Here is a 24826-nt window from a genome sequence, read left to right as displayed (position 1 = left end):
TGCTCGGCCCGCGCCGGTAGCCTCGCGGGCATGGCTGCAGAGCACGTGATCGTGACGTCCACGACCGACTCCGAAGCGGCGGCGCGTGAGCTCGCCGCGCAGGCCGTCGAGGCGCGGCTGGGTGCGTGCGCGCAGGTGGTCGGCCCGGTGACCAGCGTCTACCGCTGGGAAGGCGAGGTGCAGACCGACCAGGAGTGGCGCGTCGAGATCAAGACGACGGCCGACCGGGTCGCCGCGCTGGCCGAGCGGATCGGGCAGCTGCACAGCTACGACCTGCCCGAGGTGATCGCCACGCCGATCGAAGGCGGCAGCGCGGAGTACCTGGCCTGGCTGACCGCGGAAACCCGCTTTCCTGACTAAGGTCAGGGAATGGAGCACGAAGAACTCAGGCGGCGGTTCGCGACGCTGACCACCGCCCACCTCGCGGACGCCTGCGTCCGCGCCGGGCTTCCCGTCCGCTGCGCGCCCTCGGGGACCCGCGCGGTGGTGCCGGGCGGCCGCCTGCTCGGCCCGGCGATCCCGGCCCGGCACGTCGGCAGCGTCGACGTCTTCCTCGAAGCGTTCGAACACGCCGTCTCCGGCGGCGTCCTGGTCGTCGACAACGGCGGACGGCTCGACGAGAGCTGCGTCGGGGACCTCGTGGTGCTCGAAGCGCGCGCGGCCGGCCTGTCCGGGGTGGTGATCTGGGGCCTGCACCGCGACACCGCCGACATCCGCGAGATCGGCCTGCCCGTGTTCAGCCTCGGCTCGCTCCCGACCGGGCCGCTGAGCGTCGGCCCCCGCGTGGACGGCGGGCTGGCCGAGGCGATCGTCGGGACGTGGCGGATCGGGCCCGCGGACCTGGTGCTGGGCGACGACGACGGCGTCCTGTTCGTCCCGGCGGCCCGCGCGGGGGAGCTGTTCACCCTCGCCGAGGGGATCCGGGACACCGAACGCCGTCAGGCCGACCGGATCCGGACCGGCGAGTCGCTGCGGGAGCAGGTCAGGTTCGCCGACTTCCTCGTCGCGCGTGAAGCGGACCCGGCCCGCACCTTCCGCGCGCACCTCCGTTCCGTCGGCGGCGCGATCGAGGAGTGACTCACCGGGCGGAGGAGAGGCTTTCCGCCGGCAGCAGGGCGAACAGGCGGCGGACCGCGCGCGAGTCCCCGGTGTCGATCGTGAGCCGGGCGCCCGCGGTGTCGGCGAGCAGCTGCGCCCGCAGCAGCGAGTTCAGCCCGGCGACCGAGAAGAACGTGACGGCGCCGAGGTCGATGACCACTTCGCCGGCCTCGGGCCCGACCTGGGACTGCAGGACCTCGTCGAGCTTCCGCGCGGTGGCGAGGTCGATCTCGCCGTCCACCCGCACGAGCACGGTGCCGGGCCGGGGGCGGAGAACGTGGATCGTGCAGCGGCCATGGGCGTCCACCCAGGCGGTGGTGAGCTCGTGGCCGGCCGATCGCGGCTCGGGAACCATCGCGGCACACCTTTCCTCGAGGCTGGGGACGAGCCGGACGAGGAGCGGAGACCGGTGCACAGCCTGCCTTCCCGGGCGCGGACGTCCGGCAGCGGCTGACGGCTCAACCGTGAATCATCAGCCTACTCCATCGACACTTGGTGAACCACCGCCGACGAATTCGGTGGACAGCACCACTCGCACCCGCTGTGATCGTCCCGCTGCCGGATCCGGCAGCTGCCTGCCGGAACGGGTGATGTGCACGGTGGTCTCTGGTGACCTGTCTTCGGACGAAGCGACGATCACGGTGGACGTCGTCCGCCGCCTCGTCGAGACGCAGTTCCCGCGGTGGGCGGGACTTCCGGTGGAGCCGGCGCCGACGCAGGGCGTCGACAACGCGACCTACCGCCTGGGGCCGGACATGTCGGTGCGGCTGCCGCGGTTCGCCCGGTGGACCGGGCAGGTGACGCGCGAGCAGGAGTGGCTGCCGAAACTGGCGCCGCAATTGCCGCTCCCGGTCCCGCTGCCGCTGGCCGAGGGACGGCCCGGCGCGGGCTACCCGTTCCCGTGGTCGGTGCTGCGCTGGCTGCCCGGCGGCCCGGTCGACCCGGACCGCGACGACGGCCTGGTGGACGGCCTCGCGGAGTTCTTCGCGGCACTGCGCCGGGTGGACGCCACCGGCGGCCCGCCACCACAGTGGAGCAACGGCTTCCGCGGCGTCGCGATGACCGACGAACGCGACTCGGCGATCGCGCCGGCCCGGCTGGCGCCGCGCATCGAGGCCCTGGCCGGTCTCGTGGACCTCGACGCGGTGGCCGCGGTCTGGGAGACGGCCCGTGCCGCGCCGCCGTGGGAGGGCCCGCCGGTCTGGATCCACGGCGACCCGGCCCCGGCGAACCTGTTGTCCCGCAACGGCCGCTTCAGCGCGGTGATCGACTTCGGCACGCTGGCGGTGGGCGACCCGGCGTGCGACCTGATCGCCGCGTGGTCGGTGCTGTCCGCCGACGGGCGCGAGCAGTTCCGCAAGGCCCTCGACATCGACGACGCGACCTGGGCCCGCGGCCGCGGCTGGGGGCTGACGGCGGTGCTGCCGTCGCGCGCGGAGCTGTCCGATCCGGACCCGGCGCGGGTGGCCGCGGCGCGGCGGAGGTTGGACGAGCTGATCGCGGACCACGCGTCGGTGGGGTGAGCTGGTGTCGCGGCGGAGTTGACTGATGTGGACCCGGTGCGGGTGGCCGTGGTGCGGTGGCGGTTGGACGAGTTGATGGCGGACCACATGGCGGCGGTGCGGTGAGCTGCCGTCGCGGCGGAGCTGTCCGATCCGGACCCGGCGCGGGTGGCCGCGGCGCGGCGGCGGCTCGACGAGTTGATCGCGGATCACGTGGCGGCGGTGGGGTGAGCTGGTGTCGCGGCGGAGTTGACTGATGTGGACCTGGTGTGGGTGGCCGCGGCGCGGCGGCGGTTGGATGAGCTGATCGCGGATCACGCGTCGGCAGTGCGGTGCGCTGGTGTGCCGCACCGCCGAGGTCGCGGCTGCTGTCGTGGGCGGAGCTGTCCGATCCGGATCCGGCGCGGCTGAGGTTGGATGAGCTGGTGGTGGACCACTCGTCGGCGGTGGGGTGAGGTGGCGTGCCGCGTGTCCAGGTCGGCGGCTGTCGCCGACGGGGCTGACCGACCCGGTGCGGGTGGCTGCAGCGCGGCCGGATCACGTGTCGGCAAAGCGGTGAGCTGCCTTCGCAGCCAGAGCTGACCATCCCGACCCGGCGCGAGTGGCCGCTCGCGGTCGCGGCCCGGACCCCGGGCGCACCGGTGGCACACCACGCACCGGCCGTCCCGATGAGACGATGGACCCCATGCCGACCACCGTCGTCAACCTGAAGGGGCACCGGGACGACCCGGACTACGCCGACGTCGTCTACGTCGGGCGGGCCATGCACCGCGGCGGCTGGCACCTCGCGGGCTCGCAGCTCGCCAGCCCGTTCCGGCCCGGCCGCGACGGGACCCGCGCCGACGTCGTCGCGCGGTATCGCGAGCACCTGCTCTCCCGGCCCGACCTGCTCGCCCTCCTGCCCGCGCTGCGCGGGAAGCGGCTCGGGTGCTGGTGCGTCCCGGAGCTGTGCCACGCGCAGGTCATCGCCGAATTCGCAGATCACGGGCCGTAACGAATCGCACCCCCTGGGCGAGTAATCTGACACGAGGGGGTGGTCGACGGGTGGCCGGGCAACAACGCGGCGGGTTCGATCAAGCGGAACTTCCGGAGGCTCACCGGATCCGGTGGTGGCTCGCGGCGGTGACGGCGGGTGTCGTCGCGGCCGGTTTCGCCATCGTGCCGTACCTCCCGTTCTTCCAGGACCTCACCTTCATCCGCGACCCGAAGGTCGCGAGCATCATCACCTGGACGGTCCTGCAGACGTCCGTGGTGGTCATCTCGGCCGTCCTCACGCTGTACTTCATCGGCAAGGCCCGGCTCGAAGCCGCCGCCTACCGGGCCAACCAGATCGACATCCGGCTCTTCGCCGACGAGCGGCCCGCGAAGAGCCACGACCGCGAGATCGACTCCGCCGTCGAGCTGACCGCCGCCTTCAAGCGGATCCTCAACGACTCGCGGCTCTACACCCCGACCTCCGTGCCGGGTGTCGGCGGCTCCTACGACTTCATCCAGATCGTCGAGCACGCCGGCGAGTCCGCGGACGGCTGGTGGAAGGCCGCGACCAAGCTGATCCGGCTCGCGCAGCCGCCCGCCGCGTTCACCGTGACCGGCACCGTCCGGCCCGGCAACACCACCGGCCGCTACCAGCTGATCCTGGAGCTCGTGCGCTGCCCGCGGTTCGCCGCCAGCCCGCTGGTGATCGAGGACGAGAACTGGCCGCGGGTGCTGCACCGCGCGGCCAACGCCGTCGCCGCGCTCGTCATCCCGCGCAGCGCCTACGTCCGCTCGAACATCCACTGGGCCGCCTGGCGCGACGCGAAGATCCCGTACGAGCTGTTCGACGCCTACCAGCGCGCCAACCACTTCATCACCTACCGCCGCTACGACGAGGCCCTCGCCGAGTACTACCGGGCGCTGAGCCACGACCCGTCGAACGTCTACATCAGACTCGAGATCGCCGCCCTGCAGGAACAGCTCGACCTGCACCTGGACGCGCTCGCCACCTACGACGACGTGATCACGTTGTGCAGCAGGGGAAAGCCGAAGCTGGCCCGGTGGTGGATCGGCGAGGACTTCGCCCGCCAGCCGCGCCACGCGGGCCGCGGCCGTGACGTCGCGCTGCTGATCGCCCGCTACCGGCACGCCCTGGTCCTCGGCCACGGCGACTCGGTGGCCGGCTCGTGGTGGGTCCGCCGGACCACCGCGGGGGTGCCCGGCGACGCCCGGGCGCTGCGCCGCGCCGAGCTGCGGGCGGCGCTGGAGCTGCGGTTCCGCCGCTACGTCGAGCTCGACGTCCGCACCCGGCCGTACGCGATCCCGAAGGAGAAGCGCCTCGAACTGCACCGGCGCGTGCTGCGCGTGCCGGTGCCGGAACTGGTCGTCCAGGACGCGACGCCGGAGCAGCTCACCGAGTACAACCAGCGCGCCGCCGAGATGCGGTCGTACTTCTGCGCGCTCTCGCAGTACGAGATCGAACGGCTCGTCGAGGACTACCGGAAGTTCGGGCGGCGCTGGCGCCGCAGCTGGGACCAGCTGACCAACCGTGCGCTCGACCTTTCGCTGGTCTGGGCGGTGCTGCGGCGGGCGATGGCGGACGTCGAGCCGATGTCCGGCGCCGTCCCCGAACCCCGCCCGGCCTACCCCGGCAGCCGCGTGAAGCTGGCCGACGTCTGCCCCGACCGGCGCTGGCCGCCGGACCCGCAGGCGCTCGACGACACCGTCGAAGCCGCCGGGCCGCGCAAGTCGTGGGAGGAGTGCTACAACGCGGCGAGCGTGTACGCCGTCGCGATGCTCGAAGTGGGCCCGCGCGGCGAACGCGACCTGCGTGACCGCGCTCGGAACCCCCGCCTGAACGGGGACACCCGCGACGAGGTGGCCCGCCGCGCCGTCCGCGAGCTCTACCACGCCGCGACGATCAGCCACAGTGGACGGCTGCCCGAGCGCCGGTCGTGGGTGATGGGGGAGGACCCGGACCTCGCCGCGCTGCGCGGGCACGAGCTGTTCCGCGTCTTCGAGATGGTGACGTTCTCCCCGGACCGCGCCGCGCCGCTGCGCCCGCAGCGCGCGCACGTCTGGGAGCAGGTCAGCTACGTCCGCCAGCTCGTCTGCGAGATCGCCAGCTGCCGCGCGCACTTCTGGCGGCTCCGGGCGCTCGACCCGGCTCCGGTCCAGGACGGCCGGGTCCTCGACCGCTGGCGTGCCACCGACCGCGACGCCTGGCGCCGCCTGAGCGACCTGGCCACCGGGAAGCAGGACTGGTACACGCGCTACCAGGCGATCAGCGCGTTCCGCGAGTGGTCGGCCGACTGCGGCTACCCCGGCGCCATCACGGGTTTCCCGCTCTACACCGAGGAACGCCTGCACGCCCAGCTGCGCGGCGCGGCGGGTGCGAAGGGGCGGACGGGGATGGACCCGAACATCGTCGTGCGCGAGTACGTCCGGTTCTGCGATCTGCGGCTCGACCAGCTGGTGGCCGACGTCGCCGAGATCGAGCACGCCCAAGACGACTTCGCGACCCGCGCCGAGCTGTGGGGCGCGCTGTGTTCCTGGTTCGACGACGACATCGCCGACGGCTCCTCGGCCGACGACCGGCGGGAGCGGTTCCGGAAACTCGTCAAGCACTAGGCGTTCTCCCGCCCGGGAACGGGCCCGATACGCTGCCGCGGCCGAACACACGCAGGGACTGGGGACGAACGAGCCATGGACATCGCTTCCGGCGCGGACAGAGTCCGCGCCCACGAACCCGTGCCGGACCTGCCGTCGGGGGCGGAACCGTTGTTCCCCGGCTACGTCCGGCAGCTGACCAGCACGGTGATCCTCCGCATGGCGCTCAACGGCGCGCTCGTCGCCTACGGCGTCCTGCTCGCGGTGATCGCGCAGCGGGGGAGCGTGCTGCCCTACATCTACCTCGTCGTCTTCGGCCCCACGCTGGCAGTGTGGACCTACGTCCTGAGCCTGTACCTCCGGATCCGGCGCCTGTTCGGGGAGCCGTACCGCCGGCTCGACGTCGCTCCGGACGGGTTGCTCGTGAAGGGGTCCCGGATGTGCGCGCGGCTGCCGGACGGGCGGTGGCTGCGGACCCGGCTCGTGGGAGGCTCGCGGGTGCAGCTGGCCGGCGAGCGGCGGCTGTGGGTGCTCGGCTCCGGCCGCCGGGTGTTCGTCCGGCTGCCCGGCGCGATGTCGGTGCGGGTCGCGCGGATCGAGGACACGCCGCTGCCCGGGGCGACGCCGGTGGAGCCGGTCTCGCGCCGTCCGACGCCGCCGCGGCTCGATCCGGTGCTCACCGCGCAGCGGGCGTTCCAGGTCCGGCGGACGGTCGTGTCCGGGCTGACGTGCCTGGTGCTGGGCGCCGCGGGATTCGTCGTCGTGGCGACCGTGCCGGTCGAGCCCGACGTCATCCTCGGCCCGGCCGCGACGGGGGGTGTCGCCGGTGGCAGCGGGGTGTTCGTGCTGCTGGGGCTGCTGATGCTCGCCGGGTTCCTGCGGATCCGCCGGCCGGTCACGGAGGACGTCTGGGTGGAGCTGCGGGTCGCGCTCGACGCGGCGTTCGTGCCGCGCACGCGCGGTGTGGCCCGGCTGACCGGCTGGGCGTTGCACCCGGACGGGCGGCAGACGCGGATCCGGCTCTTCGCCGACGTGTCGCTGGCGGCGAACGTGGCGGCGACCGGGCAGCTGTGGTCGCTGGGCTATCCGCAACCGGGGAAACTGAACAACGCCGGCCTGCCGGGCTATCCGTGCGCGGGCACCTTCCGCCTGACCTGAGTCAGGACGGCCGGGTGTACCGGTGTTTCACCCCGACGGGGAAGTACTCGGGATCCCCGGCCGGGCGCAGCACGACGTCCGGCAGCTGCTGCTCCGCCGGGACGTAGTGGGCGAACTCGCTGTTGAGCCGCAGCAGCTGCGCCCGCACCGACTCCGCGATCCGGCCCGCGTCCGCCGTGGCGCCCGGCGCCGTCTCGACCGTGATCCGCAGCCGCCGGTCGCGGTCCTCGTCCTCCACCGACTCGATGACGAACTTGCCGGTCACCGTGTCGCTGATGCCGGGCTGCTCCAGGCCGACCGTGACGTTCTCCGGGTAGACGTTCGCGCCGAAGAACGACACCGTGAACAGCGAGCGGCCGAAGACGTACACGAACGGCAGCTCCGGCCCGTCCGGCGGGGTGAAACCGTGACGGGCGCACAACGCGAGCAGCTCGGCGTGCGGCAGGACCCCGCCGTCGTCGGCGATGTGGTAGCGGATCAGCGGTATGCCGCCGTCGCCGGTGAACACGAGCGTGCCTTCGTGCTCCTCGAAGAACCGGCTCGCCGGGTCGTACTGGACCAGCGTCGGCAGCCGGGAGTCACCGAAGACCTCGCGGGCCAGGTCCGGGTGCGCCGCGAAGAACCGGCGGATCCCCACCGACACGGCGGTCTCGGTGCCGAGCACACCCGCGTCGGCCGTCCCGTAGAGCGACGCGATGTCGCGGACCGGGTCGGCGATCCCGGCCCGCTGCGCGACGAGGTCACGCCACTGCTCGCTGAACACCTCGCCGGCCAGCACCAGCTTGATCGCGTACGCGGGCCAGTCGACGCCTTCGGCCAGGCCGGTGTCGACGACGTCCTTCACGAACGGCGGGTAGCCGAGCAGCACCACCTGCTCGAAGTGCGGGGCCAGCTCGGGCAGCACCCGCAGGATCTCGGCCTTGTTGTTGCCCGGCGCCACGACCGTGATCGGGCAGCCCTTGGCCGCGAGGTGGCGCACGCACGCCGTGGTGAACAGGCCGCCGACCCAGGTACCGAGCGGGAAGCAGACGACGGCGAGTGTGCCGCGCTCGTCGGCGTGGAAGCCGTCGACCATCACCTGCTCGAACCGGCGCGCGACCTGCAGCTCGTCCTCGAGCGCGCGCGGCCAGACCGTCGGGTGCCCACTCGACCCCGATGAGACGGCGATCATGTCGAGCCCGGCGAACGTGCCGTCGCGGCACAGCTCGGGCAGCGGGTACTTCCGGTGGTAGCCCGCCTTGTCGACCAGCGGCAGCCGCCGGAAGTCCTCGAGCGTCGTGACCGACTCCGGCGTGATCCCGTGGTCCCGCAGGAACTTCCGGTACGCGGGCACGGTTTCCGCGGTCCGCCGGAACAGGTCGAGGACCTGGTCCGCGGGTGCCGGCCCGGGTGGTGCGAAGAAGGTGTCGAACGCCTGGCGCACGCGGGCCTGCCGACCGTGGTCCATGATCGCAGCATAGCGTCCGGCCGGTAGGGCTCCGAGGTGCCATGATGGGCGCGTGAGCACCTCCGCGGAGCAGCCCGCCACCGGCGCGCCGCTGACCCTGTACCTGGTCAAGCGGCTGGAGCTGGCCATCCGCGCGCTGCTGGACGACGCACTGCGCCCGCTCGGGCTCACGACGCTGCAGTACACGGCGCTCACCGTGCTGGAGGCCAGCGGCGCGCTTTCGTCCGCGCAGCTGGCGCGCCGGTCGTTCCTGCGCCCGCAGACGATGCACGAGATGGTGCTGGCGCTGGAGAAGCGCGGGCTGATCGAGCGGACGCCCAAGGCGGACAACAAGCGCGTCCTGCTGGCCAGCCTGACCGCCGCCGGGCGCGCCCTGCTCGCGGCCTGCGCGCCCGCGGTGGGTGAGGTGGAGCAGGAGCTGCTGGCCGACCTCAGCCCGGGCCAGCGCACGACGTTCCGCGAGGGGTTGCAGCACGGAGTCATGGCGCTGGGCACCCTGGCCGAAGCCCGCCGGACGAACCAGGAACCCTGATACCGGCGGCCGGTGGGACACGCTCCGCTGACTGGCGGATTTACGCGAGCACGGAGACACCAAAGAACTAGGCCGGACGAGTGGAAGCACCGGGCCCCGCGTAGCGCCGGTGTGGCGCGCGGCGTTGAGGGGTACGTCCAGATCTGCTCCCGCAGCTGGAGGCATCTGGAGGTTCGCCGACCGTGACCTGGGCACGCACCGTGGCGTCACCGGGCGGAGCGGCCATGGCCGCACGCCGCCTGCTGGTGGTGGCCGCCGCGGTGGCGGGCTTGTGGCTGCTGCCTTGGTGGCTGACGGCCCAGGCAGCGACCGCCCAGCCGCACGTGGCGGTTTCCGGCGTGGATCCATCTGAGCGGTGGGCACTACCGAAGCCGCCCGGCACGCGGCCGCGTCTCGCGGCCGCACCGGTGATCGGGGCACGGAACGCCCCCACGGTTTCGCCACCGTCGGTTCAGGTTTCCGGTACGGCGGGTGTTGTGGCGCCGGCCGGTTCGCCAGCGGTGAGGTCGGTTGACGCAGCGCCGGTTTCCGCCGCGGCCGCGCATGTGGTGGCGCCGACCGAGGGGAGAGCGGGGAGACCGGGCTTTGTGGTGAGGGTCGGTTCGCGACCTGCGGCGCCGGTTTCCGGTTCCGCGGTGGGCATCCGGGTGCTGCCCAGCGGCGGTGTCGTGAGGCCGGCGACCGGATCGGCAAGGTCGGTCTTCGGCGTGGCGCGAGGTGGTTCGCGAGCGGTGAGGCCGGTTGCTGCGGCGGCGCCGGTATCCGGTGCCGTGGCGGGCATCGGGGTCCCGACCGGTGGGGACGTGGTGAAGCGGACCGCTGCACCGCCAGCACCGGTTGCTCGTGCGGCGGATGTTGCGATGTCGTCCGGTTCAGCTGTGGCGAAGCCGATAACCGCGGTAGCTTCCCCCGCTTGTGTGGCGGGCGTCGTGGTGAAGGCGGGTGGCGCGATGCCCGCTGACTCAGCTGCGGTGAAGCCGATTGCTGCGGCAGCTTCCCCGGTTTCCGGTGCGGCCGACGTGGCGAAGACGATCGTTGCACCGGTTTCCGGCATTGTGGCGTCCGTCGGGTCGCAGGTGGCCAAGCCGATCTCTGCGGTTGCCGTGCCCGTTGTTTCCGGTGCTGCGGTGTCGGCGATTGCGGTGGGGGCGCCTGTTGTTACTCGGCTGGTCGGGCCTGTTCCGGATCTGGTGGCGCCCGTGCCGCGAACCTCTGTGCTGCTGGTGACAAAACTAGTCGGCCCGGTGCTCGGTGATGTGATCGAGCCCGTTGCCCATCTGGTGAAGCCGGTCGTGACTGATCTGACCAAGCTGGTCGCGCCCGGCGCGGATCTCGTGCAGCCCGTGACCGGGCCGGCCCCGCCGGAGGCCGAAGCTCCCGAGCCCGTGCGCGCCGAACCGGTGACCGTTGATCCGCCCTTGCCCGCCACCGACCTGGGCCTGCCCGTGGTCGTCCGGCTGCGGGCCGCGATCGTCCCATCGCCAGCAGCGGACTGCGTGATGACACCGCAGATTCTCGCCGCCGCGCGGCCGGGCGCAGCGTCCTTGGCACACGTGCCCGGCGGATGGCCCGGGAGTGCGCCGCCGCCGGGGGAATCCGCCGGTGGTGACGGTTTCTCCGTTCCTCCGGCGGTTCTCGCCTCTGACCGGCCGATTCAGGTCACTCACGCTTTTGTCAGGTCGCGTGGGGACTTCGTGACCCTCTGGCGGCCGTGCAAACCGGGGACCGGGCCCGGTTAGGCGTCTTCCTCTCTCTCGTGTCGTCGTGCGGCGAAAACAACTGGGTGAAGTACACGCGTGGAAGAGGGACGGAAAATGCAAGCGAAGGTGTTCGACCTGGGGAAGGTACGAAGAGACGCGGTGGTCACCGTGCGGGTGGCGGCCATGGCCAACGTTCGGCTCCTGACGGCGGTCAACTTCGAGGCCTACCGGCGCCGGCAGTTCTACCGGATGCACGGCGGGGTGGCCACCGCGCCGATGTTCAAGATCCACATCCCGGCCAACGCGCACTGGTTCCTGGTGCTCGACGTCGAGGGGCTGGAGAGCCTGCCTCTGCACCCGCGGGTGAGCGTCGAGGACTGAGTCACGCCTCGTGGACGCACCGGCCGCCGGTGAACGTCATCGCGGCCTTCGCCGCCCCGATCTCGCTTTCGGGGCCGTCGAAGGGGTCCCGGTCGAGCACGACCAGGTCCGCGTGGTGGCCGACCCGGATCGTGCCGGTGTCGTCCAGGTGGTTCACGTACGCCGAGCCCGCCGTGTACGCGGCGATCGCCGCGCCCAGGTCGATCCGCTGGTCCGGGTAGAACGCGGGCACGTCCTCGCCGTACGGGACGCGGTTGACCGCGACGTGGATGCCCTGCAGCGGGTCCGGGCTGCTCACCGGCCAGTCGCTGCCGGCGGCGAGCGTGGCCCCGGACCGCAGCAGGGCACCGAACGGGTACTGCCACGCCGCCCGTTCCGGTCCCAGGAACGGGATGGTCAGCTCGTCCATCTGCGGCTCGTGCACCGCCCACAGCGGCTGGATCGTCGCGGTCGCGCCGAGCCGCCGGAACCGCGGGACGTCGTCGGGGTGCACGACCTGCAGGTGGGCGAGGTGGTGCCGGTGGTCGGTCCAGCCGTTCGCGGCGCGAGCGGCTTCGACGGCGTCGAGCGCCTCCCGCACCGCGCGGTCGCCGAGCGCGTGGAAGTGCACCTGGAACCCGTGCGCGTCGAGCATCGTCACGTGCCCGCGCAGCGCGACCGGGTCCACGAAGCTCAGTCCACTGTGGTCACCGCACAGGTAGGGGTGCAGCATCGCCGCCGTCCGGTTCTCCGCGACGCCGTCCTGCATGATCTTGACGCTTTGCGCGCGAACCCCCTTGCCGCGCAACGACTCCCGCCGCATCAGCAGGTCGGCGAGCTGGTCGGCGCCGCGGGCCCGGTCCCACCAGAGCGCGCCGGTGACGCGCGCGGTCAGCAGCCCGCGCGCCGTCGCCGTGGCGTAGGCGCGTGCCGGGTCCGGCATCCCGCCGTACTCGCCGAGCAGCGGGTCCTGCCAGGCGGTGACGCCGAAGGAGTGCAGCAGCCGCTGCGCCCGCAGCAGCCCGGCGAGCTCGTCGGCTTCGGTGCTCGCGGGCAGCAGCCGCGTCACCAGGTCCATGGCGCCTTCCTGCAGGACGCCGGTGGGAACTCCGCCGGCGTCGCGCTCGATGCGGCCGTCGGGCGGGTCCGGGGTGGCGGTGGTGATCCCGGCGCGGTCGAGGGCCCGGCTGTTCAGCCAGGCGCCGTGGTGGTCGCGGTTGACCAGCACGACGGGCCGGTCGGTGACGACGGTGTCCAGCAGCCGCCGGTCCGGGAGGCCGCCGTCGAACGTCTCCATCGACCAGCCGCTGCCGGTCAGCCACTTGAGCCGCGGGTGCAGGGCGGCGTGGGCGCGGACCCGGTCGAGGCAGTCGGCGACGGTGGTGACGTCGGTGAGGTCGCAGCGCCCGAGCTCGATCCCGGCGCCGACGGCGTGGACGTGCGCGTCCTGGAACCCGGGCAGCAGCAGGCGCCCGCGCAGGTCGACGACCTCGGTCCGCGGGCCGATCGATGCCCGGGGATCGCCGCCGACGGCGCTGATCCGGCCGTCGGTGACCGCGACGGACCCGGCCCGGCTGCGGGCCGGGTCGACGGTGTGCACCGGCCCGCCGGTGAAGACGAGATCGGCGGGTCGGCTCGGCATGGTCCCGATCATGCCCGGAGTGGACAGGAACCGGCCAGACACGGTCCGCGCCGGGGCGAGCTGTCCGCCCTGCGGCTCACAGCGCCGAACCACGGATCGACCCAGGTCAGCACCCGGGGTGCGGGGCACCGGACCTGCGCGCAGCGTGGTCCGTTCGGCACTCGGAGCAACCGGGCAGGCAAACCCATCGGCGGATTTACAACGTTGTATCAACGATGTAAAAGTGTCCCTGCGCTGTTCGTCGCACGCCGTGGAAGGGGCCACCGATGTCCTCCCGAGAACGCGATCACCTGACCCGCCGCGACCTCCTGCGGCTCGCCGGCGGGACGGCCGCCGCCGTCGCCGCCGCGTTGTGGCTGCCCGGCACGGCGTCCGCGGGCACCTTCAGCCCGATCCGGCCGCCCGCCACGCCGCTGATCGTCCGCTCGCCCTACCTGTCCACCTGGCAGCCGGCCGACAACCTGCCCGGCAGCTGGGCGAGCTTCTGGAACGGGCACGTCACCGCGCTGTGCGGCCTCGCCCGCATCGACGGCGTGGCCTACGTCTTCGCCGGCTCGCCCGCGCTGCCGTCCGGGCCCGCCCTGACCCCGATGACCCAGGTGAGCCTGCAGGTCACCGGCACCCGCTCGACCTACGTCCTGAGCGGCGGCGGGGTCAACCTGACCGTCACGTTCTTCTCGCCGGTCGACCCGGCGAACCTGCAGCGCCAGTCCGTGCCGTTCGGCTACGTGACGATCCAGGCCGCCAGCGCCGACGGCCGCGCGCACGCGGTCGACCTGCACTTCGACACCTCCGCCGAGTGGGTGCACGGCAACACCGCCACCCCGGTCACGTGGACGCAGCAGCAGTCCGGCGGCCAGACGCTGCTGAGCTGCACCCCGGCGACCCCCGGCGTGCTGCAGGAGAGCGGCGAACAGGCCACCTGGGGTTCCTTGGTGGTCGCGGCACCGGCCACCGGGACGACGTGGCAGATCGGGCAGGACACCGTCGTGCGCGCCGCCTCCGCCGGTCAAGGCGCCTTGCCCAACACCAGCGACACCGCGCAGCCGCGCGCGATCAGCGACCGCTGGCCGGTGCTGGCGTTCAACCGGAACCTCGGGACGATCGCCGCGGGTGGGTCGTCGGCGCCGTTCACCCTCTCCATCGGGCACGTCCGGACGCCCGCGGTGCGCTACCTCGGCGCGGAGCTGAAGCCCTGGTGGACGCACTACTGGGGCAGCTGGCAGGACATGGCCGTGTGGTTCGCCGCCGACTACGCGAGCGCGTTGTCGGCCGCGACCGCGATCGACCAGCGGCTGCACGACGACGCCGTGGCCGCGGCCGGTGGCGGCACCACCGGTGAGCACTACGCCGCGATCTGCGCGCTGGCCCTGCGCCAGGCGTTCGGCGGCACCGAACTGGTCGACCGCGGCGGCTCGCCGTGGGCCTTCCTCAAGGAGATCTCCTCCAGCGGCAACATGTCCACAGTGGACGTCACGTACCCGGCGTTCCCGGCCTACCTCTACCTTTCCCCGGCGTACCTGCGGCTGATCCTGGAGCCGCTGCTCGACTACCCCGAGCACGGCGGCTGGCCGATGCAGTTCGCCGAGCACGACGTCGGCACCCACTACCCGGACGCGACCGGGCACAACGACGGCAACGAGGAGAGCATGCCGGTCGAGGAGTCGGCCAACATGCTGATCATGGCCGCCGCGCTGATCCAGCGGCTCCCGGCGGCCGAGGCGAGCGCGTTCGCCACCACCCACTACCGGATCCTGCGGCAGTGGGCCGAGTACCTGGTCGGCAACACCCTCGACCCGGGCTTCCAGAACCAGACCGACGACTTCACCGGGTTCATCGCCCACAGCGCCAACCTCGCGCTCAAGGGGATCATCGGCGTCGGCGCGATGGGCGTCGTCGCGAGCGCCACCGGCAACACCGCCGACGCCCAGCGGTACCGGTCGGTCTCGCGCAGCTACGTCAGCCAGTGGGTGACGCTCGCGCAGGACACGTCCAACCAGCACCTGAAGCTCGCCTACGACCAGCCCGGCACGTGGAGCCTGAAGTACAACGGCTTCGCGGACCGCGTGCTCGGCCTCGACCTGGTCCCGGTGGGCGTCGCGGCGCAGGAAGCGGCCTGGTACCAGGCCCGCGCGACCGCCCACGGCGTGCTGCTCGACCCGCGCAACAACTACACGAAGGCCGACTGGGAGCTGTGGACGGCGGCCTGGCTCACCGACCAGCCGAACATCCGCAACACCATGGTCGAGGGCGTCTACAGCTTCGCGAACACCACACCGCAACGTGTGCCGTTCACCGACTGGTACGTCGTCGCCGACGCCACCCAGCGCGGCTTCCAGGCCCGCCCGGTCGCCGGGGGTTACCTGGCCCTGCTGACCCGGCCCGCCGGGTCGACGACGGTCTGGCGCAAGCTCCAGAACCAGCGGTCGGGCAAGGTCCTCGCCGTGTCGAACATGTCCCTGGCCGACACCGCCGAGGTCACGCAGTGGTCGGACAACGGCAGCGCCGACCACCTCTGGGCGGTGGTCGACAACGGCGACGGCACGGTCCGGATCGTCAACCGCAACAGCGGCAAGATCCTCGCCGTGCACGACCAGAGCCTCGACAACGGCGCGCACGTGCAGCAGTACCAGGACAACGGCACCCCGGACCACAACTGGCGGATCGTCGACGCCGGCGGCGGCTGGTCGAAGGTCGTCAACGTCCGCAGCGGCAAGGTCATGGCGGTCGACCAGCAGTCCACCGCCGACGGCGCACAGGTGACGCAGTGGGACGACAACGGCACCCCGGACCACCTGTGGCGGTTCGTCTGACGGCGTGACGAGCGGGTCTCCGGCTGGTCGACGAGGAGGGAGGGGCCGGCCCGAGGTCCGGGACGAATCGCTGAGCCACCTGTGGCGGCGTGAAGAGGTGCTGAGTGGTTGAGCGTGTCGGCGGGCCTTCGGCTGGTCGGTGGGGAGGGAGGGGCCGGCCCGAGGTCCGGGACGAATCGCTGAGCCACCTGTGGCGGCGTGACGAGGTTGCTGTGCGGACGAGCGCGCCCGGCGGGTCCGCGCGTGGATGAGGACCGAACCCGGGGTTCGGGTCGAATCGCTGGGCCGGCTGTGGCGGTTGGTCTGACGGCGCGGTGAGGTGCTGTGTGGATGAGCACGCCCGGGGTCCGGGATGGACCGCCGGACCACCTGTGGCGGTTCGGCTGGCGTCGTTTGCAAGACTGGCGCCGTGTGTGCCGACTTCAGCCGGGTCCGCCGGTTCCTCGACGAGCGGGACCCGCCGACCCCGTGCCTCGTCGTCGACACCGACGTCGTGGCCGCCCGGGCGGCGGAGTTCCGCGCGGCGTTCCCCGGTGCGCTGATCCGGTACGCCGTCAAGGCCAACCCGGCCCCGCCGGTGCTCGACGCGCTGGTGGCGGCCGGGATCGGCTTCGACGTCGCCGGGCCCGCCGAGCTCGCCAGGTGCCTCGAGCGCGGCGCCGACCCGGCGGACCTCGCCTACGGCAACCCGATCAAGAAGCCCCGTGACATCGCCTACGCGCACGAGCGCGGCGTCCGCGAGTTCACCTCCGACGCCGTGGACGACGTCGGCAACCTGGCCCGGCACGCGCCGGGCGCGGCGGTGTCGATCCGCGTGGTGCTCGACGCGCCGGACTCCGTGACGCCGTTCGGCCGCAAGTTCGGCTGTGAGCCGGCCGAGGCCCTCGACCTGGTGCTGCGTGCGGCCGAGCTGGGGCTGCGGCCCGGCATCGCCTTCCACGTCGGGTCGCAGCAGCCTGACGTCGCCGCCTGGGAGATCGGGATCGCCACGGCGGCGAAGCTGTTCGCCGAAGCCGCCGCCCAGGGCGTGCCGATGACCCGGCTCAACCTCGGTGGCGGTTTCGCGACGGCCCACCGCACCGACGTCCCGGCGCTGGCCACCTACGCGGCGACGATCGAGTCGGCCCTCGACACACACTTTCCGGACGCCCGGCCCGAGCTGCTGCTCGAGCCGGGCCGGGTGCTCGTCGCCGACGCCGGCCTGCTGCGCACCGAGGTCGTCCTGATCGCGCGCCGGGGCGAGCGGCGGTGGGTGTACCTCGACATCGGCCGCTACAACGGGCTCGCCGAGGCCGAGAACGAGGCGATCGCCTACCGGTTCGAGCCGGTCGGGCCGCACGACGGACCCGCCGGGCCGGTGGTGCTCGCCGGGCCGACCTGCGACGGCGACGACGTGCTCTACCAGCGGACGCCGTACGAGCTGCCGCTGTCGCTGCGCGCCGGTGACCGCCTCGACCTGCCGGGGACCGGCGCCTACACCGCGTCCTACGCCTCGGTGGAGTTCAACGGCATCGAGCCGCTGCGCACCTACTGCCTGGGGAAGTGGGGAGATGCCTGAAATCGGCCGGTTCACCGGACGGCACGTCCTGGCCGAGCTGCACGGCGTCGACCCGGGCCTGCTCGACGACGCACCCAAGCTGGGGGAGCTGCTCCGCGCGGCGGTGACGGAGGCGGGCGCGACGGTCGTCGACGTCGTGGCCAAGAGCTTCGCGCCCCAGGGCGCCACCGTGATCGCGCTGCTCGCCGAGTCCCACGCCTCGGTGCACACGTACCCCGAGCACGGGTCGCTGTTCGCCGACGTGTTCACCTGCGGCGAGCGCGCCGATCCCGAGCACGCGGTGCGGCTGCTGGCCAAAGCGCTGGACGCCGCGTCGGTCCACCTGTCCGTCCTGCGCCGGGGAGAACCCTGATGACCGCGATCCACGAACCGCTCGGCCCCGGCCTCACCCGCGTGTGGGAGGTCGAAGACGTCGTGTTCAGCGCGCGCACGGCCTACCAGGACGTGCTGATCGGGCGTACCGCGCAGGGTGTTTCCCTGTTCTGTGACGGCGAGCGCCAGAGCACCGAGGCGAGCCAGCTGGTGTACCACGAGGCGCTGATGGTCCCGGCGCTCCTGCTCGCCGACCAGGTGCGCCGGGTGCTCGTGATCGGCTCGAGCGAAGGCGTCGTCTGCGAACTGGCCCTGGCCGCGGGTGCCGAGGTCGTCGACCACGTCGACATCGACGAACAGGCCGTGCGCGCCTGCGCCGAACACCTGCCCTACGGCTACACGACGGCCGATCTCGCCGAAGCCGAACGCGGTGACGGGCCGGTCCGATTGTCCTATGAGGACGGCTGGGCGTTCCTCGCCGCCGCCGAAGAGCGCGGTGACACCTATGACGTCGTCGTGATCGACCTGCCGGACGAGAACACCGATCCGGACGCGCAGCACAACCGCCTGTACGGCAAGGACTTCCTCGGACGCTGCGCGCGGCTGCTGGCACCCGGCGGGGTGGTGACCTGCCAGGCGGGCTGCCCGACGTTGTGGCGCAACGAAACGCTGCTCGCGTCGTGGCGGCGGTTCCGCGAGGTGTTCGGGACCGTGCTGTACTTCGGGTCCGACGAGCACGAGTGGGCCTTCCTGTCCGGGCGGGTGGACCGCGTCGAAGAGCCGGGCGCGCTGGTGGCGCGGCGGTTCGGGGAGCGGGGGAGCGGGGCCGTGACACTGGACGCCGAAACGTTGCTCGCGTCCGCGACACCGCCGTATTCACTCCGGCGCAATACTGGTCCAGTCCAGTAGGGCCTCCGTTTCTTCGAATAATCAACTATTGCGCCGCGAAAGTACGGGAAATGGATTTCCCGTACTTTCGGTGGCCGTGTTACTCCGTTCAGTGGCCCTCGGGCGGTTTGCGATCGCGCTACGATCCCTTCCGCGAGCGATCATCGTGATCACAAGGCATCGTGGCCCATTTGGAGGAGCGTCATGCTCGGTATGTCGGTCGTCGCCGTAACAATTCTGTCCCTGCTCGCCGCACCCGCCGATTCTTCGGCGAATCCGGTGCCGACCGAAAAGATCACGCTCGACATCAAGACCATCAACGGCTCGGGCTGCCCGGCCGGCACGGCGACCGCGTCGGCCGACGTCGCCTCCGACAACACCTCCTTCACGGTGCGGTACTCGAACTTCACCGCCAAGGCCGGCGGCGGCGCCCCTGCTCTCGACGCCCGGAAGAACTGCCAGATCAACGTGCTCGTGCATGTGCCGCAAGGGTTCACGTACGCGATCGCGGAGGCGGACTACCGCGGGTTCGCGCACATCGAGAGCGGGGCGAGCGCGCTGGAGCAGGCGAACTACTACTTCGCCGGGACGTCACCGACCGCGCGGGTGCGCCACACCTTCCCCGGCCCGTTCCACGGCCAGTGGCGCGCGACCGACACCACCGACGTCGCCGCGCTGGTGTTCGCGCCGTGTGGTGAGGACCGCAACCTCAACATCAACGCGGAACTGCGGGCGGACGCCGGAACGTCCTCGGGGTCCACTTATATCGAAATGGACTCCGAACACGCGAGTGTCGACACGGTTTACCACTTCGCCTGGAAGAACTGCTGAGCCGGACCTATTCGGAGTGGCCCGCTCACCGGAACCCGGGTACCGGTGGGCGGGCTTTCCGCGGCTCAGACGTGCGTGACCAGCAGGGTCACTCCCGCCTCGCCGCCGCAGTCGACAAAAACGGGTCCGACGCCGTTCCCGATCTGTTCGGAAAGCGTGGCCTTGGCCTCGAATTCGTCCGGCCCGGACTTGATGATCCGGACGTTCTCCAGCGCGGGGTGCTCGGGGAAGCCCCCGAGCACGGACTTCAGGCCGGTGCCGCCCCCGCAGTTCCCGGTGATGGTCACCTCTTCGCCGCGCCGGGTGGTGGGGTTCGGGCTCACCTGCACGGTGGCGCGCGCCCCCTTCGGCGGCTGCTGGTGTGCTTCGGTCATGGTTTTCCCCTCGGTGGTTCCCGGATCGGCCGACGCCCCGCCGGCGATCCCGATGCTCGTGGCCGTGACCAGCCCGGCCGCGAGGGCCAGGCCGAGCAGTGTGCGCTGCGGCTTCGTGGTGGTGCGCATGGTGATCTCCTCCCTCGACCCGGCGTCCACCGGATCTACCCGTAAGACAGCGGGGCCGGCGCCGAGGTTCTCGGCGAGGTGTGGATCACTCGAAAGGGTGAACGGCGCGCACACGAAAGGCCTGGCACTTCCGCGGGGAAAGTGCCAGGCCGCAAGGGAAAACGGACTCAGTTGCCGACCGGTGGTCGTTCGGCTTTCGCGGTGGGCACGAGGCTGCATCGTCGCTCGAACCGCTCCATCAGCACGGTTGCGATCAACAGGGCGACTGGGGTGCTCACCGCGATCCACATGCCTGAAGAGCTACCCAGCCGCGGGTGGTCTCAACCGCCCGCCGACAGACCGTCGATCAATGAGAGCAGTCGCGCGCGGAAGGCCTCGTCGTCCCCGAGGCCGCCGAGCAGGGCCGGGTCCTCGCGTTCGGCGCGCACCGCGCGGTCGAGGACCGCGCGGCCGCTCGCGGTCATCCGCGTGACGTGGCGGCGGGCGTCGGCCGGGTCCGGCGTGCGGGTGACGAAGCCGGCCTTGGTGAGCCGGTCGAGGGTGCGGCTCATCGTCTGGTCGGTCACCTGGCAGCGCTGGGCCAGCGTCCGCTGGGGGAGCGGCCCGCCGCGCAGGGTGTGCAGCGCGATCAGGCCAGCGTGGGTGAGGTCCAGGCCGGCGAGCACGGCGACCCAGCGTTGCTCGACGAGCCGCGCGGCCACGGCCAGGAGCCGGCCGGTCGGCCACGTGCTCAGGTCCGGTTCGGGGGCTGTGCTCACCGTCACTCCGTGCCGTCGTGCAGAATGTTCAGCCTGCTGAACAATTGGGCGTGTTCGCGCTCGAAGGGACTTTAGCGACCATGAACGAGACCGCCCCACGCCGTCTTCGCTGGCTGATCCCGGCCCTCCTGGTGATCGCCTGGCTCGCGATCGGCGGGTTCGGCGGGCCGTTCGCCGGGAAGCTCAGCGAAGTCGCGAAGAACGACAACGCCGCCTTCCTGCCGGCCTCGGCCGAGGCCACCGAAGTGTCCGACGAGCAGAAGGCGTTCACCCCGCGCCAGGTGCTGCCGGCCACCGTCGTCGCCGAACGCACGAGCGGCCTGACCAGCGAAGACCGCCGCTTCCTCGCGGCCAAGGCCCAGGAGCTGGGCACCGTCCCCGGCGTCGTGGGGCCGCTGGGGAAGCCCCAGAACGCGCCGCGCGACGACCAGGCCGTGCAGCTGGCCGTGCCGATCCTCGCCGACGGCAACCCCGCCGACGTCGTCAAGGAGGTCCGCGCCCGGCTCACCGGCGCGCCGGACGGCCTGACGGTGCTGGTCACCGGCCCGGCCGGGCAGATCGCCGACCTGGTCAAGGCGTTCGGCGGGATCGACGGCATCCTGCTGCTCGTCGCCGGGGGTGTGGTCGCGCTGATCCTCATCGTCGTCTACCGCAGCCCGCTGCTGCCGTTCCTGGTGCTGCTCTCGGCGGTGTTCGCGCTCGGGCTCGCCAGCCTCGTCGTCTACCTGCTGGCCAAGAACGACGTCCTCGCGCTCAACGGCCAGAGCCAGGGCATCCTCTCGATCCTCGTGTTCGGCGCGGCGACCGACTACGCCCTGCTGACGGTCGCGCGGTTCCGGGAACAGCTGCGGGACACCCCCAGCCGGTTCGACGCCCTGCGCATCGCCTGGCGCGCCACGCTCGAGCCGATCACCGCGTCGGCGGGCACCGTCGTGCTCGGTGTGCTGTGCCTGCTGTTCAGCGACCTCAACTCCAACAAGGGGCTCGGCCCGGTCGCGGCGATCGGCATCGGCGCCGCCCTGCTCGCGTCCACCACGTTCCTGCCCGCCGTGCTCGCACTCTGCGGCCGCGGCGCGTTCTGGCCGTTCAAGCCCGCGCTCGGCTCGCCGCACCCGGAGACCGCCGGGATCTGGGGCCGGGTGGCCGGCCTGGTCGGCAGGCGGCCGCGCGCGGTGTGGATCGTGACGGCGCTCGTGCTCGGCATCGGCGTCGCGTTCCTGCCGCAGCTCAAGGCGTCCGGCACCGCCCAGTCGGACGTCTTCCTCACCCAGGTCGAGTCCGGGACCGGGCAGGACGTCCTCGGCCGGCACTTCCCGGGCGGTCTCGGCGCGCCCGCGATCACCATCGCCGAGGCCGGCGCGCTGCCCGCCGTGCTCGCGGCGTCCCAAGTGGACGGTGTGGCGCAGTCGCTCCCGCTGCCCGGCCCCGACGGGAAACCCAAGGTCGTGGGCGGCCGGGTGCAGATCCTGTCCGTGCTGAACGATCCGGCGGACTCCGAGGCCGCGGTCGCAACCGTCGGCCGGCTGCGTGACGCCGTCCACGCGGTGCCCGGCGCGGCCGCGAAGGTCGGCGGCCCGACGGCGATCCAGCTGGACACGCAGCAGACGTCCGTGCGCGACCGGGAGCTGATCATCCCGATCGTGCTGCTGGTGATCTTCCTCGTGCTGTCGCTGCTGCTGCGGTCGCTGCTCGCGCCGTTGCTGCTGATCGCGACGGTGGTGCTGTCCTTCGCCGCGACCATGGGTGTGTCTGCGCTGGTGTTCAACCACCTCTTCGGTTTCCCGGGCGCGGACCCGGTGGTGCCGTTGTTCGGGTTCGTTTTCCTGGTGGCGCTGGGCATCGACTACAACATCTTCCTGATGACGCGCGTGCGGGAAGAAGCGCTGACCCGCGGCACGCGTGACGGCACGCTGCGCGGGTTGTCGCTGACCGGCGGGGTGATCACGTCGGCCGGCGTCGTCCTGGCCGCGACGTTCTCGGCGCTGTCGGTGATCCCGATCCTGTTCCTCGCCCAGATCGCCTTCATCGTCGCGTTCGGCGTCCTGTTGGACACGTTCCTCGTGCGCTCGCTGCTGGTCCCGGCGCTCACCGTGGACGTCGGCCGCCGCGTCTGGTGGCCGTCGAAGCTGGCCCGGAAAGTCGATCAGCCGTAGGTAAATGGCTGGCGCGCGTCCCGGTCGGGCGAGGACCATCCCTGCGATGACCGCAGTCGCGTCCCGCCCCGAAGTCCGCACACGAGCCGGAACCCTGCGCGGCAGCAGGGAAGCGGGTCTCGCGGTGTTCCGCGGCGTCCCGTTCGCCGAGCCGCCCGTCGGCGCCCTGCGGTTCGCCGCACCACAACCGGTGCGGGGCTGGGACGGGGTGCGGGAGGCCGTCTCGTACGGCCCGCCGCCTCCGCAGGCCGGGGCGTTCGGCATGGACGAGCTCGCGAAGGACGCGCCGGGCGACGACTGGCTGACGCTCAACGTCTGGTCACCCGAACCCGGTCCCGCCGCCGGGTTGCCGGTGATGGTGTGGATCCAGGGCGGTGCCTACGGAATCGGCACGTCCGGCCTCCCCGAGTACGACGGCGCCCGCCTCGCGCGCGACGGCGGGGTCGTCGTGGTGACCTTCAACTACCGCGTCGGTGTCGAGGGTTTCGCGCAGCTCGAAGGGGCGCCGGCGAACCGTGGCCTGCTCGACCAGGTCGCCGCGCTGCGGTGGGTGCACGACAACATCCAGGCCTTCGGCGGCGATCCTGCCCGAGTCACGGTCTTCGGCGAGTCGGCGGGCGGCGGCTCGGTCGCCGCCCTGCTGGCGATGCCGCGGGCGGCCGGGCTCTTCCGCCGGGCCATCGCGCAGAGCGTGCCGGGTACGTTCTTCTCCCCGGAGCTCGCCGCCGACATCGCCGCCGCCTGCGCCGCCGAGCTGGGGTTGCGGCCCACGGTGGCCGAGCTGTCCGACGTGGATCCGGACCTGCTGTCGGCTGCCGGTGACGCCGTCACCGCGGGGATCGGTGAGCGGACGCACTGGGGCCAGGCCGCGCACCGGTCGATCCCGTTCGCGCCCGTCGTCGACGGCGACGTCCTGCCGGGCACGCCGTGGCAGGCTCTCGCCGGCCGGGACGTCGAGCTGCTTGCCGGCCACACCCGCGACGAACAGCGGCTGTTCACCGCCCTCGAAGGGATCCTCGGCCAGGTGACGCCGGAGCAGGCGGCGACGGCTCTGGACGTCTTCGCACCCGGCGCGGACGGTGCGCGCCGGTACCGGGAAGCCTTCCCGGACGCGGGCCCGGACGAGCTGTACGAGCTGGTCCACTCGGACTGGCTGTTCCGGATGCCGAGCCTGCACCTCGCCGAGGCGCACGTCGCGGCCGGCGGCCGCGCCCACCTCTACGAGCTGACCTGGCCCGCGCCGGGGATGGGCGGCGGGTTCGGCGCGTGCCACGGCCTCGACGTGCCGCTGGTCTTCGGCAACCTGGACCGGGGCCGGCCCGCCGCGCTGATCGGCCAGGACACCGCCGAAGCGGAAGAGCTGTCGGCCCGGATGCGTGCGGCGTGGACGGCGTTCGCCACCCACGGCGACCCCGGCTGGCCCGCGTACGACACCACCCGTCGCCTGACGCAACTCTTCGACACCTCGACGGCGGTCACCCCCTACCCGGAGGAGGCCTCCCGCCGGATCTGGCAGGACCACTCGTTTTCCGCGCTGCCCCTGCTGAACCGGGTCAGCCGATCGTCACCTTGAAGTCGGGGCAGTCGACCAGCGGCACGTGGTCGCAGTGCGCCGCGTGCCGCAGGCTGTCGCGCATCCGCGTCAGGCGGTCGATGGCGCCGTCGAGCTCGTCCGCCTTCGACGCCATCCGCTCGCGCAGCGCCGCGTCGCTCGGGGTCGCCACGAGGAACCGGGCGATCTCGGCGATGGTGAACCCGGCCCCGCGGGCGCAGGCGACGAGGTCGAGCCGCCGCAGGACGTCCGGGTGGTAGGTGCGCCGCAGGCCGTTGCGGCCGGCCGGGGCGACCAGCCCGCGCTTCTCGTAGAACCGCAACGCCGAAGGCGCCAGCCTGGCGCGTTCGGCGACCTCGGCGATGTCGAGCAGGGTTTCGGTCATCCGGACCTCCCAGGGGCTTGACTTGAATCGTACTTCAAGTCAGAGGCTG

Annotated in this window: 23 protein-coding genes; 16 read left to right on the top strand and 7 right to left on the bottom strand. The window is 72.3% G+C overall.

Features of this window, described 5'->3' with window-relative positions; all coding sequences use genetic code 11:
- Positions 1-30 precede the first annotated feature (30 nt).
- Entirely contained in the window at positions 31-360 is a 330-nt protein-coding gene (cutA, locus tag ACIOD2_RS06135; RefSeq protein WP_400534926.1) for a divalent-cation tolerance protein CutA, read from the top strand.
- A 9-nt stretch (positions 361-369) separates the two neighbouring features.
- Complete coding sequence (locus tag ACIOD2_RS06130; RefSeq protein ID WP_400534924.1) at positions 370-1077, top strand: RraA family protein; 708 nt, start codon at positions 370-372, stop codon at positions 1075-1077.
- 1 nt (position 1078) lies between these two features.
- Here ACIOD2_RS06130 and ACIOD2_RS06125 read toward each other — a convergent pair whose 3' ends face one another.
- A complete protein-coding gene (locus ACIOD2_RS06125) occupies positions 1079-1453 on the bottom strand; it encodes an STAS domain-containing protein (RefSeq protein ID WP_400534922.1) in 375 nt (124 codons plus the stop codon).
- A gap of 235 nt (positions 1454-1688) precedes the next feature.
- Between ACIOD2_RS06125 and ACIOD2_RS06120 the strand changes: the two genes are divergently transcribed.
- From ACIOD2_RS06120 to ACIOD2_RS06105, 4 genes are all read left to right on the top strand, one after another.
- Entirely contained in the window at positions 1689-2621 is a 933-nt protein-coding gene (locus tag ACIOD2_RS06120; RefSeq protein ID WP_400534921.1) for an aminoglycoside phosphotransferase family protein, read from the top strand.
- Between the two features lie 664 nt (positions 2622-3285).
- Positions 3286-3594 (top strand): DUF4326 domain-containing protein, encoded by a 309-nt coding sequence (locus tag ACIOD2_RS06115; protein WP_400534920.1) that lies wholly within the window; start codon positions 3286-3288, stop codon positions 3592-3594.
- Positions 3595-3644: 50 nt separating this feature from the next.
- A complete protein-coding gene (locus ACIOD2_RS06110) occupies positions 3645-6206 on the top strand; it encodes a hypothetical protein (protein WP_400534918.1) in 2562 nt (853 codons plus the stop codon).
- Positions 6207-6281: 75 nt separating this feature from the next.
- A complete protein-coding gene (locus ACIOD2_RS06105; RefSeq protein ID WP_400534916.1) occupies positions 6282-7343 on the top strand; it encodes a hypothetical protein in 1062 nt (353 codons plus the stop codon).
- A 1-nt stretch (position 7344) separates the two neighbouring features.
- Here the strand turns inward: ACIOD2_RS06105 and ACIOD2_RS06100 are convergent, their stop codons facing one another.
- Positions 7345-8790: a phenylacetate--CoA ligase family protein gene (locus ACIOD2_RS06100; RefSeq protein WP_400534914.1), complete on the bottom strand. Its 1446-nt coding sequence runs from the start codon at positions 8788-8790 to the stop codon at positions 7345-7347.
- A 52-nt stretch (positions 8791-8842) separates the two neighbouring features.
- Here ACIOD2_RS06100 and ACIOD2_RS06095 point away from each other — a divergent pair, with 52 nt between their 5' ends.
- Positions 8843-9322 (top strand): MarR family winged helix-turn-helix transcriptional regulator, encoded by a 480-nt coding sequence (locus ACIOD2_RS06095; protein WP_400534912.1) that lies wholly within the window; start codon positions 8843-8845, stop codon positions 9320-9322.
- Between the two features lie 451 nt (positions 9323-9773).
- Here the strand turns inward: ACIOD2_RS06095 and ACIOD2_RS06090 are convergent, their stop codons facing one another.
- Positions 9774-10376, bottom strand: a complete 603-nt coding sequence (locus ACIOD2_RS06090) for a hypothetical protein (RefSeq protein ID WP_400534910.1) — start codon at positions 10374-10376, stop codon at positions 9774-9776.
- On the opposite strand from ACIOD2_RS06090, the gene ACIOD2_RS06085 reads away from it, so the two are divergent.
- Both ACIOD2_RS06085 and ACIOD2_RS06080 read left to right on the top strand, forming a co-directional pair.
- Positions 10342-11061 carry a hypothetical protein gene (locus ACIOD2_RS06085; RefSeq protein WP_400534908.1) on the top strand — a complete coding sequence of 240 codons (720 nt, stop codon included), beginning with the start codon at positions 10342-10344 and terminating at the stop codon, positions 11059-11061. The genes ACIOD2_RS06090 and ACIOD2_RS06085 overlap by 35 nt on opposite strands.
- A 75-nt stretch (positions 11062-11136) precedes the next feature.
- Positions 11137-11403, top strand: a complete 267-nt coding sequence (locus ACIOD2_RS06080; protein ID WP_400534906.1) for a DUF1883 domain-containing protein — start codon at positions 11137-11139, stop codon at positions 11401-11403.
- A 1-nt stretch (position 11404) separates the two neighbouring features.
- Here the strand turns inward: ACIOD2_RS06080 and ACIOD2_RS06075 are convergent, their stop codons facing one another.
- A complete protein-coding gene (locus ACIOD2_RS06075) occupies positions 11405-13024 on the bottom strand; it encodes an amidohydrolase (protein WP_400534904.1) in 1620 nt (539 codons plus the stop codon).
- A gap of 266 nt (positions 13025-13290) precedes the next feature.
- Here ACIOD2_RS06075 and ACIOD2_RS06070 point away from each other — a divergent pair, with 266 nt between their 5' ends.
- From ACIOD2_RS06070 to ACIOD2_RS06050, 5 genes are all read left to right on the top strand, one after another.
- Positions 13291-15837, top strand: a complete 2547-nt coding sequence (locus ACIOD2_RS06070) for a glutaminase domain-containing protein (RefSeq protein WP_400534903.1) — start codon at positions 13291-13293, stop codon at positions 15835-15837.
- A gap of 409 nt (positions 15838-16246) precedes the next feature.
- Entirely contained in the window at positions 16247-17395 is a 1149-nt protein-coding gene (locus ACIOD2_RS06065; protein WP_400534901.1) for a type III PLP-dependent enzyme, read from the top strand.
- Positions 17388-17747 (top strand): adenosylmethionine decarboxylase, encoded by a 360-nt coding sequence (gene speD, locus ACIOD2_RS06060; RefSeq protein ID WP_323328806.1) that lies wholly within the window; start codon positions 17388-17390, stop codon positions 17745-17747. The genes ACIOD2_RS06065 and speD overlap by 8 nt, the downstream gene beginning before the upstream one ends.
- Positions 17747-18616 (top strand): spermidine synthase, encoded by an 870-nt coding sequence (locus tag ACIOD2_RS06055; RefSeq protein ID WP_400534900.1) that lies wholly within the window; start codon positions 17747-17749, stop codon positions 18614-18616. The genes speD and ACIOD2_RS06055 overlap by 1 nt, the downstream gene beginning before the upstream one ends.
- Positions 18617-18799: 183 nt before the next feature.
- Positions 18800-19426, top strand: coding sequence for a DUF4360 domain-containing protein (locus tag ACIOD2_RS06050; RefSeq protein WP_400534898.1), 627 nt, complete (start codon positions 18800-18802; stop codon positions 19424-19426).
- Positions 19427-19491: 65 nt separating this feature from the next.
- On the opposite strand, the gene ACIOD2_RS06045 is transcribed toward ACIOD2_RS06050, so the two are convergent.
- Both ACIOD2_RS06045 and ACIOD2_RS06040 read right to left on the bottom strand, forming a co-directional pair.
- Positions 19492-19929, bottom strand: a complete 438-nt coding sequence (locus ACIOD2_RS06045) for a hypothetical protein (RefSeq protein ID WP_400534896.1) — start codon at positions 19927-19929, stop codon at positions 19492-19494.
- Positions 19930-20249: 320 nt separating this feature from the next.
- Positions 20250-20693, bottom strand: coding sequence for a MarR family winged helix-turn-helix transcriptional regulator (locus tag ACIOD2_RS06040; protein ID WP_400534894.1), 444 nt, complete (start codon positions 20691-20693; stop codon positions 20250-20252).
- A 74-nt stretch (positions 20694-20767) separates the two neighbouring features.
- On the opposite strand from ACIOD2_RS06040, the gene ACIOD2_RS06035 reads away from it, so the two are divergent.
- Both ACIOD2_RS06035 and ACIOD2_RS06030 read left to right on the top strand, forming a co-directional pair.
- On the top strand, positions 20768-22840 hold the full coding sequence (locus ACIOD2_RS06035; RefSeq protein ID WP_400534892.1) for an MMPL family transporter: 2073 nt from the start codon (positions 20768-20770) through the stop codon (positions 22838-22840).
- Between the two features lie 46 nt (positions 22841-22886).
- Entirely contained in the window at positions 22887-24413 is a 1527-nt protein-coding gene (locus ACIOD2_RS06030; protein WP_400534890.1) for a carboxylesterase/lipase family protein, read from the top strand.
- Here the strand turns inward: ACIOD2_RS06030 and ACIOD2_RS06025 are convergent.
- On the bottom strand, positions 24394-24777 hold the full coding sequence (locus ACIOD2_RS06025) for a MerR family transcriptional regulator (protein WP_400534888.1): 384 nt from the start codon (positions 24775-24777) through the stop codon (positions 24394-24396). The genes ACIOD2_RS06030 and ACIOD2_RS06025 overlap by 20 nt on opposite strands.
- Positions 24778-24826: the final 49 nt, after the last annotated feature.

The organism is Amycolatopsis sp. NPDC088138, assembly GCF_044741685.1.
Taxonomy (GTDB): Bacteria; Actinomycetota; Actinomycetes; order Mycobacteriales; family Pseudonocardiaceae; genus Amycolatopsis.
The sequence above is the reverse complement of the archived record's forward strand: the minus strand, read 5'-3'. Positions and strand labels throughout refer to the sequence as shown.

Excerpts from the sequence above, each read along its gene's own strand:
- ACIOD2_RS06130 (WP_400534924.1), top strand. The coding sequence starts at position 370 with ATGGAGCACGAAGAACTCAGGCGGCGGTTCGCGACGCTGACCACCGCC.
- ACIOD2_RS06070 (WP_400534903.1), top strand. The coding sequence starts at position 13,291 with ATGTCCTCCCGAGAACGCGATCACCTGACCCGCCGCGACCTCCTGCGG.
- ACIOD2_RS06125 (WP_400534922.1), bottom strand. The coding sequence starts at position 1,453 with ATGGTTCCCGAGCCGCGATCGGCCGGCCACGAGCTCACCACCGCCTGG.
- ACIOD2_RS06120 (WP_400534921.1), top strand. The coding sequence starts at position 1,689 with ATGTGCACGGTGGTCTCTGGTGACCTGTCTTCGGACGAAGCGACGATC.
- cutA (WP_400534926.1), top strand. The coding sequence starts at position 31 with ATGGCTGCAGAGCACGTGATCGTGACGTCCACGACCGACTCCGAAGCG.
- ACIOD2_RS06050 (WP_400534898.1), top strand. The coding sequence starts at position 18,800 with ATGCTCGGTATGTCGGTCGTCGCCGTAACAATTCTGTCCCTGCTCGCC.
- ACIOD2_RS06090 (WP_400534910.1), bottom strand. The coding sequence starts at position 10,376 with ATGCCGGAAACCGGTGCAACGATCGTCTTCGCCACGTCGGCCGCACCG.
- ACIOD2_RS06035 (WP_400534892.1), top strand. The coding sequence starts at position 20,768 with ATGAACGAGACCGCCCCACGCCGTCTTCGCTGGCTGATCCCGGCCCTC.
- ACIOD2_RS06105 (WP_400534916.1), top strand. The coding sequence starts at position 6,282 with ATGGACATCGCTTCCGGCGCGGACAGAGTCCGCGCCCACGAACCCGTG.
- ACIOD2_RS06115 (WP_400534920.1), top strand. The coding sequence starts at position 3,286 with ATGCCGACCACCGTCGTCAACCTGAAGGGGCACCGGGACGACCCGGAC.
- speD (WP_323328806.1), top strand. The coding sequence starts at position 17,388 with ATGCCTGAAATCGGCCGGTTCACCGGACGGCACGTCCTGGCCGAGCTG.
- ACIOD2_RS06055 (WP_400534900.1), top strand. The coding sequence starts at position 17,747 with ATGACCGCGATCCACGAACCGCTCGGCCCCGGCCTCACCCGCGTGTGG.
- ACIOD2_RS06045 (WP_400534896.1), bottom strand. The coding sequence starts at position 19,929 with ATGCGCACCACCACGAAGCCGCAGCGCACACTGCTCGGCCTGGCCCTC.
- ACIOD2_RS06075 (WP_400534904.1), bottom strand. The coding sequence starts at position 13,024 with ATGCCGAGCCGACCCGCCGATCTCGTCTTCACCGGCGGGCCGGTGCAC.
- ACIOD2_RS06080 (WP_400534906.1), top strand. The coding sequence starts at position 11,137 with ATGCAAGCGAAGGTGTTCGACCTGGGGAAGGTACGAAGAGACGCGGTG.
- ACIOD2_RS06025 (WP_400534888.1), bottom strand. The coding sequence starts at position 24,777 with ATGACCGAAACCCTGCTCGACATCGCCGAGGTCGCCGAACGCGCCAGG.
- ACIOD2_RS06100 (WP_400534914.1), bottom strand. The coding sequence starts at position 8,790 with ATGGACCACGGTCGGCAGGCCCGCGTGCGCCAGGCGTTCGACACCTTC.
- ACIOD2_RS06030 (WP_400534890.1), top strand. The coding sequence starts at position 22,887 with ATGACCGCAGTCGCGTCCCGCCCCGAAGTCCGCACACGAGCCGGAACC.